We start from the raw sequence: 10,905 nt of genomic DNA on the forward strand, positions 1-10,905 counted from the left end.
CACCCGACGGAACCAGCCCGTTGCACCACGACGTTCAGAAAGGCACAGGCATGACGACGACCTCGAGCCCTGAAGTCGGGCCGGCGGGTCTGCGCGCCCCACTCCACCTCATCGACCCGACGTCGCTCGACGCCCCGAAGGCCCGGACCGACATCCGGATCCCGCAGGGCGAGCACGGACGAGGGCCCGGCGTCTCCGGGACGTCCACTCGGCGGACCCACGACCCGGTCACCGAGCGGACCTGCCCCGCGCAGGCGGCCGTGACCGACGCGCCGGACACCGACGGCCGGCGGCCGGCCGGGGACACCGCCTCATGAGCCGCCCGGTCCGCACCCTCCTCGTCGACAACTACGACTCGTTCACCTACAACCTCTACCAACTCCTCGGCGAGGTGAACGGCCAGCCGCCCGTCGTCGTCCGCAACGACGTCGACTGGTCCGCCCTGCACCTCGGCGACTTCGACAACATCGTCGTCTCACCGGGCCCCGGCCGCCCCGACCGGGACCGCGACTTCGGCGTCGGCAGCCGTGCCATCCGGGACTCCGGACTGCCCGTCCTCGGCGTCTGCCTCGGACACCAGGGCATCGCCGCCCTGTTCGGCGGCACGGTCGAGCACGCCCCGGAGCCGATGCACGGCCGGCTCTCGGCGATCCGGCACAACGGCGAGGACCTCTTCGCCGGCCTGCCCTCGCCGTTCGCCGCCGTCCGCTACCACTCGCTCGCCGTCTCCACGCTCTCCGACGAGCTGGAGGGCGTGGCCTGGACCGAGGACGGCGTCCTCATGGGGCTGCGCCACCGGACCCGCCCGATCTGGGGCGTCCAGTTCCATCCCGAGTCCATATCCAGCGAGTTCGGCCGCGAACTGCTCGCCAACTTCCGCGACCTCTCCCTCGGACACGGCGCGACGGAGGCGCCGACCGCGTCGCCGTACCGGCTGTACACCCGCCGACTGGACCAGGCGCCCGACACCGAGGCGGTGTACGCCGAACTGTTCGCCGGCGGGCCGCACGGCTTCTGGCTCGACAGCGGCTCCCACGCCGACGGCGACTCCCGTTTCTCCTTCCTCGGCGACGGCAGCGGCCCGCTCGCCGAGTACCTCACCTACCGGGTCGCGACCCGTACCGTCCGGATCGAGCGGGCCGGCCGCCCCGACGAGCACGTGGCCAGCGGCTTCTTCGACTACCTCGACACCGAGTTACGGCGGCGCGCGCTGCCGGTCGACCCACGGCTGCCGTTCTCCTTCAACCTCGGCTACGTCGGCTACCTCGGCTACGAACTCAAGGCAGAGGCCGGGGCGAGCGCCGCGCACACCGCGCCCACCCCGGACGCGGCCCTGCTCTTCGCCGACCGCGCCGTCGTCGTCGACCACAGCACGCGCTGCACGTACCTGCTCTGTCTCGGCACCGGTCCGGACGACCCGGACGCCGTCAAGTGGCTCGACGCCACGGCCGCCACCCTCGCTCTGCTGCCCGAGCAGACCGACCGCGAGCGCACACCGCTCACCGGGGCGCCCCCGCTCGCCGTCGCCGCGCTCGCGCAGCGGCACGACGAGCAGGCGTACCTGGCCCGCGTCGGACAGTGCCTGGAGAAGATCCGCGACGGGGAGTCGTACGAGATCTGCCTGACGAACATGGTCTCGACGCCCGCGGTGGTCGATCCGCTGACCACCTACCGGCTGATGCGGGACATCAGCCCGGTCCCCTACGGCGCGCTCCTGGACTTCCCCGGCGTGGCCGTGCTCAGCGCCTCACCGGAGCGGTTCCTGAGCATCGGGACGGACCGGGTGGCGGAATCGAAGCCGATCAAGGGCACCCGGCCGCGGGGCGAAACCCCCGCGCAGGACCGCGCGCTGAAGGACGGCCTGCTGGCCAGCGAGAAGGACCGCGCCGAGAACCTGATGATCGTGGACCTGCTCCGCAACGACCTCAACACGGTGTGCGAGGTCGGATCCGTGCACGTCCCCAAGCTGTTCGACGTCGAGACGTACGCGCCGGTGCACCAGCTGGTGAGCACCGTGCGGGGCACGCTGCGCGACGGCGTCTCGGCGGTGGACTGCGTGCGCGCGTCGTTCCCCGGCGGGTCGATGACCGGCGCGCCCAAGCTGCGCACCATGGAGATCATCGACGGGCTGGAGGGCGGAGCACGCGGGGTCTACTCCGGCGCCCTCGGCTGGTTCTCGCTGGGCGGCGCCGCCGATCTCAGCATCGTGATCCGCACGATCGTCGCCACCGACGAGGGCGCGTCGTTCGGCGTCGGCGGAGCGGTGATCGCGCTGTCCGAACCGGCCGAGGAATACGAGGAGACCCTGGTCAAGTCGCGGACCATGATCGCGGCCATCGCGGCCGGCACGTCCCGCGGGATGCCCGTGCCGGGCGAGGCGGTGGACGCGTGAGCGCCGCCCTGGACGTGGCGGCCTCGGTGACCCGGGCGCCTCAGGCGGTTCCCGCGTGCGGGGGGGAGCAAGAGGTCCGCGCGCTGCTCGCCGACCTCGACGGCCAGATCATCTCGATGGTGCTGCGCCGGGTGGAGCTGGCCCGCTACGACCAGTCGTCGCGGCGGCTGTCGGGCCTGCCCGCCGCGGAGCTCGCCTGGGAGAACGGCGTGCTGGGGCGGTATGCCGACGCGCTCGGCCGTCAGGGGGTCGACATCGGGCGGGCGCTGCTCACGCTCTCGCGGCTGCCGGCGGCGTACGGGCCGGCGGGACGGGGGCCGTCGAAGCCGGAGTGACACCGCGGCGGCGGACGGGGTGAGAAAGCGAGAGCACCCTCGGAGGATTCCGTCGCCGGGTTCGGGGCGAATCCTCGTCGGGTGCTCTGGCATGCTCTTGAATGCTTTCGGCGAGCGGGGTCCGGCTGGTCTAGCGCATCTCAGAGGCCCATGATTTCCGGATGGTCGGCCAGCTTTGCGAAATGCTCGGCCGGATGGGAAATCAGTTTGCGCTGGGTCAGGTCGATGAGTCCGGCGACGCTTGACAACTCGCAGGCGAGGACACCGTCCGTGCGCCGGATCTCCTGTTCGACGCGGAAGGTCTTTCCTTCGCCCCAGAGCCATTGGCAGGTCACGTCGACTTCGTCTCCGCCGCGCAGTTCATGCCGGAAGCGCATCGTGTTCTCCAGGACGGCGGGGCCGATCTGCGTCGCGATCAGCTTGTCCTGCGAGATGCCGGCCGCGCGCAGGCTCTCCCAGCGCAGATGCTCGCAGTACTGCAGATAAACGGCCTGATTCAGGTGTCCCTGTGTGTCGAGTTCATAGCCCCGTACGGTGATCCGCAACTGGAACGGTTTCGTCATGCGCAGTCGACCTCCTCTGTGGATGGGTAAATTCCTACCGCATGCAGATGAGGCGGGCAAGGGTGCGTCCGCTTCCTCATATTCATGTGACGTGGGTCACGTGGTGAAATTCGCTTGACCCGTCGATATTTCGGAGTGATAGCGTCGTGGCCATGCTGGAAAATACAGGGATATCTTGATGGTGGGTATAGTGCCTGCCTTTCTGGAAATGGCTCGCGCCTTTCCCGACAAGTGCGCCGTCGAATGCGACGGACGTGAATGGACCTATGCGGAGCTGGCTCGCCGGGTCCGTGCGACGGCCCGGGAGCTGGGCCCCGCGCCCGGGCCGGTGGCGGTCCTGACGGACCGCTCCGAGGCCACCGTCGTCGCCCTCCTGGGCGTCCTGGCCGCGGGCGGCGTCTACGTCCCGGTCGATCCGGCCTTCCCCGCCGCCCGGCAACGGGCGCTCCTGGAGGCCGCGGGCTGCGCCCGAGTGCTCGGACCGTCCGGCCTCCTGCCCGCGCCCGCCCCGGCCCCCGCCGCGGGGACCGGGGACACGGAGGCCCCCGCGTACACGCTCTTCACCTCCGGATCCACCGGGCGGCCCAAGCCCGTCCTCACCCCACGGCGCGCCATCGCCGCCTCCGTCGCCTCGCTCCGAGACCTCTTCTCCCTCACCCCCGCGGACCGGGTCCTGCAGTTCGCGTCGCTCAACTGGGACACCTGCCTGGAGGAGATGCTGCCGGCGCTCACCACGGGGGCGACGCTCGTCTTCCACGAAGAGGCGTACACCGGCTCGATGCCCAGGCTGCTCAGGGCCGTCGCCGCGACCCGGGTCACGCTGCTCGACCTGCCGACCGCCTTCTGGCACGAACTCGTCCGTCACCTCACGGAGAGCGACGAGCAACTGCCCGACTGCGTGCGGACGGTGGTCATCGGCGGCGAGGCCGTCAGCCCGGCCCGGCTCGTCGAGTGGCGAGCCCTGGACACCGCCCGTGTCCGGCTGGTCAACACCTACGGGTGCACCGAGACCACCCTGATCACGCACGCGGTCGACCTGCACGGTCCCCGGGCGCCCGGCCCCGGCGCCTGGTGGGGCGAGCACGGCGGCGTCCCCATCGGCACACCGCTGCCGCACGTCACGGACGACATCGGTCCGGACGGCGAACTCCTGATCGCCGGACCGGCGTTGGCGCTCGGCTACCGAGGCCTGCCGGAGGTCACCGCCGAACGCTTCGTCGACCGTCCGGGGCCGGACGGCCCCGTCCGTTGGTTCCGCACCGGCGACCGGGTCACGCGTCGGCCGGACGGCCGTCTGGTCCACGAGGGCCGCCTCGACGCCGAGATCAAGGTACGCGGCATCCGGGTCGATCCCGGCGAGATCGAGGCCCACCTCACCGCCCATCCGGAGGTCGGCGTCGCCGCTGTCGTCGGCACCCGGGTCCAGGACCGCACGACCGTGACCGCGTACGTGGTGCCCCAGCGCCCCGACGCCGACGACGCCGCCCTCGCCCGGCAGGTCCTGCGCGACCTGCGGGCCAGCGTGCCCGGCCATCTCGTCCCGCACCGGGTGACCGTCGTCCCCCGACTCGTCCACACCGCCGGCGGAAAGATCGACCGGCTCGGCACCCACAGACGTCACTCACCCGCCGTCGCGCCGTCCGCCTCGGCGGAACACCGGGGCGGCCTCACAGAACAGGACAACCGATGAGTCCCGACGACATGGTCGACGTCTTCCGAAGGGTTCTGGAGACCGACGGCATCACGGCGGACACCGACTTCTTCGAATACGGCGGCGACTCGCTCCTGGGCACCCGCGTCCTGAGCGCCGTCGCCCGCGTCCACGGCGTGGAGCTGACCTTCGACGACCTGCTCGCGGCCCCCACGCCGGCGGCGCTCGCCGACCGGGTCGCGAGCGTGACCCCGGGGGCGGCCCGATGAGCGTCGTCGTCGTGGGGGCGGGTCTCGCCGGCCTCACCGCCGCCACCGATCTCGCCGGCCGCGGCGTCGACGTCCAGGTCCTGGAGGCCCGCGACCGGGTCGGCGGCAGGACGCACGGCATCGAAGTCGCCCCCGGCGCCTGGGCCGACGCCGGCGCTGCCTACCTGGGCGAGCGGCACACCGACCTGCTCGCGCTGATGGCCCGCCGCGACCTCAAGACCGTGCCCACCGTCATGGAGGGGGACAGCCGCTTCGACGTCTCCGGGTCCGAAGGGGCGGACAGCGTTCCCGGGCGCTTCCCGCCGCTGAGCGGCGTGGCACTGGGCGAGCTGTTCGACCTGCTGGACGAGGTCACCCGCACCGTGCGCACCGACGCGCCCTGGCTCACCCCGGACGCCGGGCGTCTCGACGCGATGACGGCCGCCGAATGGGCCGACGCCCACCTGCGCCACCCGGACAGCCGGCTGTTCTTCCCGCTCTTCCTCGGCGAGATGATGGCCGCCGCTCCCGCCGACGTGTCCGTCCTGCACATGGCCTTCTACCTGAGCTCCGGAGGCGGGCTGCGCTACCTCAACGCCTTCGCCGGGGGCGCTCAGGAGTGGCGGGTCGACGGGGGCGCGCACCGGCTGAGCGAGGCGCTCGCCGCCGAACTCGGCGACCGGGTACGCCTGTCCGAGCCGGTCACCGCGGTGGAACAGGACGACAGCGGGGTGACGGTGCGCTCCGCGGGCGGCGTCACCCGCGCCGACGCGGTGATCGTCGCGCTGCCCCCCGTGCTCGCCGACCGGATCGACTTCTCGCCCGGACTGCCCGTCCCGCGCTCGGGGGAGCGCACCGGGCCCGGCTGCGCGGTCAAGGTCCACCTGATCCACCCGTCCCCGCTCTGGCGCGGACACGGTCTGTCCGGCTGGTCGGTGAGCGCCGGGGGCCCGCTGCTGTCCACCGTCGACGACTCGCCCGCCGACGGCGGCGCGGGGATCCTGACCGGCTTCGTCACCGGCGAGGAGGCCCGCCGCTTCGCCGCGCTGTCCCCCGCCGAACAGCGGACCGCCGCCGTCGCCCAGGCCGCCCGGCTGTTCCCCCGGCTGCCCGAGCCCATCGGCTTCCAGGTGACCGACTGGGTCAACGACCCCTACAGCCGCGGCTGTTACGCCGCCCTGTTCGGCCCCGGCGACTGGCTCGCGCTCGGCCCCCACCTGACCCGCCCGCACGGCCGCGTCCACTGGGCCGGCACCGAGACCAGCACCGAGTTCTTCGGACTCATGGAGGGCGCCGTCCGGTCGGGCCACAGGGCCGCCGCCGAACTGGCCGCCCACCCGTAGGAGTCGCCCGCCCGCACGCGCCGTCCGCCGAGGGGGAGTGGTCCGCCCGGCGGAGTCGTCCGGCGGGACGCGGTCGGCGACCACCGGCCCGAGCCGTCACGAGACCACCCCGACGTTCCCTGGAGAGCACCGTGACCACCAGCCCGATCGCTCCACTCGCCGTCCGGCGTCAGTTCATGACCGACCCCGCCCTGGGCGCCGGCAACTTCCTGCAGAAAGCGCTGGAGGCCAACCCGAACAACACCGTTCCGTACGCCTTCAGCCACAGCACCGACCACCGGGGCCGTGTCGTGCTGCGCGGCCACAGCCTGCGCGACCTGGCCGCCCTGCGCGACCGGTACGCCCACTGGTACCGGTCCAACGGCGTCGAGCAGGGCGACCCGGTCGCCGTCCTCGTCGGCGAGGGCCTCGAACCACTGCTGCACTTCCTGGCGCTCACCGCCCTGGGCGCGGTGCCGGCCCTGATCAACGACGCCATGCCGGCGGTCACGGCCCTGCGCTACATCGACCACGTCGGCGCGGTGGGCCTGGTCGCCGACGACCCGACCCGGCTGGTCGCCGCCTACCGCGCCGACGCCAACCGCCGCCGGCCGCGCTTCGTCGTCCCGTCCGCCGAGATCAAGGCGTACGAGCCGAGCGGCGCGCTGCCCGACGGATACCCGCACCAGCACGCGGACGACGAGATCGTGGCGCTCATCCACTCCTCCGGCACCACCGGCACCCCGAAGTCGACGATGCTCGGGCACCGCCAGTTCTGGGCCGGCAAGGAGCCACGGATGGAGCGGTTCCCCGCCTCGCCGGACGACCGGCTGATGTCGCTGATGCCGCACACGCACGCCGGCGGACTCAGCTACTTCCTCACCGCCACCCTGCTCGGACTGCCCACCGTCGTCATGAGCGACTGGCGGCGCGCCGTCGTGGAGCCGGTCATGGAGGCGTTCCGGCCGACGATGGTCGCCTCCTTCCCGCGCACGTTCGTCGAGCTCGCCACCGGCGAGCCGCCCACGCGGGGAGCCGCCAAGGTGCACAGCTGGTTCAACACCGGCGACGGCGCCCACTACGGCCACATCCGGCGCCTGGTGCGGCTCGGCGAGCGGCCCGCCGGGCTCATCAAGCCGTGGCTGCTGCCGCGCGACCACGCCAACGACGAGACCGTCCCCGGCTCGCAGTTCATCGACGGACTCGGCTCCTCCGAGATGGGCATGGCCCTGTTCGGACAGGTGACCACCCCCGAGTCGCGCCGCGACGACCGCTGCGTCGGCAAGCCCACCGAGGTCGTCACGGCCGCCACCGTCCTCGACGCCGACGGCCGCGAGGCGCCCGTCGGCACGGTCGGCCTCCTGGCCGTGAAGACCCCCTCGCGCACCCCGGGTTACTGGAACGACCCCGACCTCACCCGCAGCTTCGAGGTGGACGGCTACTGGCTGACGGGCGACGTGGCCCGCAAGGACGAGGAGGGGAACTTCTACCACCTCGACCGGACCGTGGACGTCATCGACACCGAGGACGGCCCCGTCTACAGCCTGCCCGCGGAGGAGGTGCTCCTCGCCGACTGCGGGGACGTGGTGCAGGACTGCGCCGTCGTCGGCGTGCCCGCCGGGAACGGCCGGGGACAGGTCCCGATCGCCGTCGTACGGCTCCAGCCGGGCGCCGTCGAGCCCTCCGCGCAGGAGCTGTGCGAGCAGGCCAACAAGGAACTGGCCACCGCCGGACTCGCGCCGCTCGCGGCCGTGATCGTCGCCCGCGACCCGGCCGACTTCCCGACCGGCGTCACCGGCAAGGTCCTCAAGCGGGAGCTGCGCACCCGGTGGGCCACCCTCCTCACCGGCGCCGCACCCGCCCTGTCGATCAGCTAGGAACCCGATGGGAATCTCATGACGTCACAGGGACCGCACACCCTGCCCGCACCGCAGCCCTACGAGTACGAACGCGTGATCCCGGTGGAACCCGACTGGCGCCGCCTGCCCGGCTGGAGCGAGGTCACCGCCGTCCAGTGGCGCGACGCCCAGTGGCAGCGCGCGCACTGCGTGAAGAGCGCCAGACAGCTGAAGGCGGTGATGGGCCCGCTGCTCGAAGACCGGTTCTACGACGACCTGGAGGCCGACCACAAACGCTTCGCCACCATGTCGACGCTGCTGACCCCGCAGATGCTCAACACCATGGCGCCGCACGCGCCGACGACGGCGGCGGCCTACACCGAGGCCTTCCTGTCCGACCCGGTCCGCCGGTACATGCTGCCGGTCGCCTCCGACCGTGACCCGGAGTGGCCGAGCCACCCCTACGCCCAGCGGGACTCGCTCCACGAGGCGGAGATGTGGGTCGTCGAGGGACTCACCCACCGCTACCCGACGAAGGTCCTGGCCGAGCTGGTGTCGACCTGCCCGCAGTACTGCGGGCACTGCACCCGGATGGACCTGGTCGGCGGCTCCACCCCGCAGGTGGAGAAGCAGAAGCTGACCCTCAAGCCGGCCGACCGCCAGGACCAGATGATCGACTACCTGAAACGGAACCCCGGCGTGCGCGACGTCGTGGTCTCGGGCGGCGACGTCGCCAACGTGCCGTGGCCGCGCCTGGAGTCGTTCCTGATGCGGCTGCTCGACCTGGAGAGCGTCCGCGACATCCGGCTGGCCACCAAGGCGCTCGCCGGGCTGCCGCAGCACTGGCTCCAGGGGTCCGTGCTCGAAGGACTCGAACGCGTCGCGCGGACCGCGGCCCGGCGCTCGGTGAACCTGGCGGTGCACACCCACGTCAACCATGTCCAGTCCGTCACCCCGCTGGTGGCCGAGGCGGCCCGGGCCGCGCTGGACGCGGGCGTCCGCGACATCCGCAACCAGGGCGTCGTGATGCGCGGGGTCAACGCCTCTCCGAAGGACCTGCTGGACCTGTGCATGGTCCTGCAGGGCGAGGCGAACATCCTGCCCTACTACTTCTACATGTGCGACATGATCCCCAACGCCGAGCACTGGCGCATCGCCGTCTGGGAGGCGCAGGAACTCCAGCACGCCGTCATGGGCTATCTCCCCGGCTACGCGACGCCGCGGATCGTCTGCGACGTGCCGTACGTCGGCAAGCGCTGGGTCCACCAACTCGTCGACTACGACCGGGAACTGGGCGTCTCGCAGTGGACGAAGAACTACCGCACCGGCATTGAGCTGGACGATCCGGACGCGCTCGCGCGTCGCCACCCGTTCTACGACCCCATCACCACGCTGCCCGAAGCGGGCCGGCGCCGGTGGCGGGAGAACGCACAGGAAAAGGGCTGACCATGACCGACACGCACAGCGTCGCGGACCCGTTCGCGCAGGGCGTCCAGCAGCTCGACCGCCGGGCCGTGCTGCGCAGCGCGGAGATCGTCGCCCGGATCCGCGACGACCAGTGGGACGTCCCCACCCCCTGCGGCGCCTGGACCCTGCGCCGCCTCCTCGCCCATATGACCGCCCAGCACCTCGGCTTCGCCGCGGCCGCCGACGGCGGACCGGTCGACGAAGCGGTCTGGCGGGAGACGCCGCTGGAGGATCCCCGGCGCGCCTACGCCGACTCCGTCTCCCGCGTGCTCGACGCGTTCGCCGCCGACGGCGTGCTGGACCGTGCGTTCGTCCTGCCCTGGATCCATCCGACGATGCGGTTCGCCGCCCCCCGGGCGATCGGCTTCCACCTCGTGGACTACGTCGTGCACGGCTGGGACGTCGCGGCCTCCCTCGGCGTCCCGGCGGCGTACGACGACGACCTCGTCGCCGCGGCCGCCGAAGTGGCCGCCGAAGAGGTGCCCGTCGGGCCGTCGCGCGAACGCCCCGGAGCCGCGTTCGGCCCGCCCGTCGAGCCGGCCGGCCCGGCGAGCGCCGAGGACCGGCTGCTCGCCTCGCTGGGCCGCGACCCGCGATGGTCACCGAAGTGACGGATCCGCCTGCCGCGCCTCGGGGGCCGGCCGGCCCCCGAGGGTGTGGCTCTGCCCCCGGAACTCGGCGATCGGCACGCCGTCCGCACGGCGCACGGTCACGTCGTACAGACCGCCGCGCCCGAAGCGGGTCCGCTCCACCGCCTCCGCGACCAGTTCGTCGCCCACTTCGGCCGGGCGCAGGAAGGTGACCTGCGCGCCCTGGGCCACGGTCGTCGGGCCGTAGGTGTTGCAGGCGAAGGCGAACGCGGCGTCGGCCAGCAGGAAGAGGAAGCCGCCGTGCCCGATGCCATGGCCGTTCACCATGGTCTCCGTGACCCGCATGCCGACGGTCGCCCGGCCCGGTCCGGCGTCCAGCAGGGCGATGCCGAGCAGTTCACAGGTGCGGTCCTTCGCGTAGAGCTCCTCGGCGCGCCGCCGGGCCGCGAACTCCGGGTCGCTCTCCTCGCTGGTCCCCGTCATCGGACAGTCCTCAATT

General features: G+C 72.5%; 11 protein-coding genes. 9 read left to right on the forward strand and 2 right to left on the reverse strand.

Features of this window, described 5'->3' with window-relative positions:
- Positions 1–50: 50 nt before the first annotated feature.
- The 3 genes from ACFVYK_RS15610 to ACFVYK_RS15620 are packed head-to-tail and all read left to right on the forward strand — an operon-like array spanning position 51 to position 2,727.
- Complete coding sequence (locus ACFVYK_RS15610; protein ID WP_389773612.1) at positions 51–317, forward strand: hypothetical protein; 267 nt, start codon at positions 51–53, stop codon at positions 315–317.
- Entirely contained in the window at positions 314–2,392 is a 2,079-nt protein-coding gene (gene pabB / locus ACFVYK_RS15615) for an aminodeoxychorismate synthase component I (protein WP_389773615.1), read from the forward strand. Before ACFVYK_RS15610 ends, pabB begins: the two co-directional genes overlap by 4 nt.
- Positions 2,389–2,727 carry a chorismate mutase gene (locus ACFVYK_RS15620; RefSeq protein ID WP_389773618.1) on the forward strand — a complete coding sequence of 113 codons (339 nt, stop codon included), beginning with the start codon at positions 2,389–2,391 and terminating at the stop codon, positions 2,725–2,727. Before pabB ends, ACFVYK_RS15620 begins: the two co-directional genes overlap by 4 nt.
- Positions 2,728–2,867: 140 nt before the next feature.
- Here the strand turns inward: ACFVYK_RS15620 and ACFVYK_RS15625 are convergent, their stop codons facing one another.
- Entirely contained in the window at positions 2,868–3,290 is a 423-nt protein-coding gene (locus ACFVYK_RS15625; RefSeq protein WP_389773620.1) for an acyl-CoA thioesterase, read from the reverse strand.
- A 208-nt stretch (positions 3,291–3,498) separates the two neighbouring features.
- On the opposite strand from ACFVYK_RS15625, the gene ACFVYK_RS15630 reads away from it, so the two are divergent.
- The 6 genes from ACFVYK_RS15630 to ACFVYK_RS15655 all read left to right on the forward strand — a co-directional run bounded on the left by ACFVYK_RS15630 (position 3,499) and on the right by ACFVYK_RS15655 (position 10,427).
- Positions 3,499–4,980, forward strand: coding sequence for an amino acid adenylation domain-containing protein (locus ACFVYK_RS15630; protein ID WP_389773623.1), 1,482 nt, complete (start codon positions 3,499–3,501; stop codon positions 4,978–4,980).
- The gene (locus tag ACFVYK_RS15635) at positions 4,977–5,210 is read left to right on the forward strand and encodes an acyl carrier protein (protein WP_389773625.1); all 234 of its coding nucleotides are present in this window, start codon (positions 4,977–4,979) and stop codon (positions 5,208–5,210) included. The genes ACFVYK_RS15630 and ACFVYK_RS15635 overlap by 4 nt, the downstream gene beginning before the upstream one ends.
- Positions 5,207–6,532 (forward strand): flavin monoamine oxidase family protein, encoded by a 1,326-nt coding sequence (locus ACFVYK_RS15640; protein ID WP_389773627.1) that lies wholly within the window; start codon positions 5,207–5,209, stop codon positions 6,530–6,532. The genes ACFVYK_RS15635 and ACFVYK_RS15640 overlap by 4 nt, the downstream gene beginning before the upstream one ends.
- 131 nt (positions 6,533–6,663) lie before the next feature.
- Positions 6,664–8,388, forward strand: coding sequence for a class I adenylate-forming enzyme family protein (locus ACFVYK_RS15645; protein ID WP_389773630.1), 1,725 nt, complete (start codon positions 6,664–6,666; stop codon positions 8,386–8,388).
- An 18-nt stretch (positions 8,389–8,406) separates the two neighbouring features.
- Positions 8,407–9,795: a KamA family radical SAM protein gene (locus ACFVYK_RS15650; protein WP_389773632.1), complete on the forward strand. Its 1,389-nt coding sequence runs from the start codon at positions 8,407–8,409 to the stop codon at positions 9,793–9,795.
- A 2-nt stretch (positions 9,796–9,797) separates the two neighbouring features.
- Positions 9,798–10,427: a TIGR03086 family metal-binding protein gene (locus ACFVYK_RS15655; RefSeq protein ID WP_389773635.1), complete on the forward strand. Its 630-nt coding sequence runs from the start codon at positions 9,798–9,800 to the stop codon at positions 10,425–10,427.
- Here the strand turns inward: ACFVYK_RS15655 and paaI are convergent.
- Positions 10,416–10,889 (reverse strand): hydroxyphenylacetyl-CoA thioesterase PaaI, encoded by a 474-nt coding sequence (paaI, locus tag ACFVYK_RS15660; protein WP_389773637.1) that lies wholly within the window; start codon positions 10,887–10,889, stop codon positions 10,416–10,418. The two genes, ACFVYK_RS15655 and paaI, sit on opposite strands and share 12 nt — an antisense overlap.
- Between the last annotated feature and the right edge of the window lie 16 nt (positions 10,890–10,905).

The organism is Streptomyces sp. NPDC058291, assembly GCF_042880855.1.
GTDB lineage: Bacteria > Actinomycetota > Actinomycetes > Streptomycetales > Streptomycetaceae > Streptomyces.

What these genes read in the sequence shown, in the direction of transcription:
- ACFVYK_RS15610 (WP_389773612.1), top strand. Translation starts at nt 51, where the DNA reads ATGACGACGACCTCGAGCCCTGAAGTCGGGCCGGCGGGTCTGCGCGCC.
- pabB (WP_389773615.1), top strand. Translation starts at nt 314, where the DNA reads ATGAGCCGCCCGGTCCGCACCCTCCTCGTCGACAACTACGACTCGTTC.
- ACFVYK_RS15625 (WP_389773620.1), bottom strand. Translation starts at nt 3,290, where the DNA reads ATGACGAAACCGTTCCAGTTGCGGATCACCGTACGGGGCTATGAACTC.
- ACFVYK_RS15630 (WP_389773623.1), top strand. Translation starts at nt 3,499, where the DNA reads ATGGCTCGCGCCTTTCCCGACAAGTGCGCCGTCGAATGCGACGGACGT.
- ACFVYK_RS15635 (WP_389773625.1), top strand. Translation starts at nt 4,977, where the DNA reads ATGAGTCCCGACGACATGGTCGACGTCTTCCGAAGGGTTCTGGAGACC.
- ACFVYK_RS15640 (WP_389773627.1), top strand. Translation starts at nt 5,207, where the DNA reads ATGAGCGTCGTCGTCGTGGGGGCGGGTCTCGCCGGCCTCACCGCCGCC.
- ACFVYK_RS15650 (WP_389773632.1), top strand. Translation starts at nt 8,407, where the DNA reads ATGACGTCACAGGGACCGCACACCCTGCCCGCACCGCAGCCCTACGAG.
- ACFVYK_RS15655 (WP_389773635.1), top strand. Translation starts at nt 9,798, where the DNA reads ATGACCGACACGCACAGCGTCGCGGACCCGTTCGCGCAGGGCGTCCAG.
- paaI (WP_389773637.1), bottom strand. Translation starts at nt 10,889, where the DNA reads ATGACGGGGACCAGCGAGGAGAGCGACCCGGAGTTCGCGGCCCGGCGG.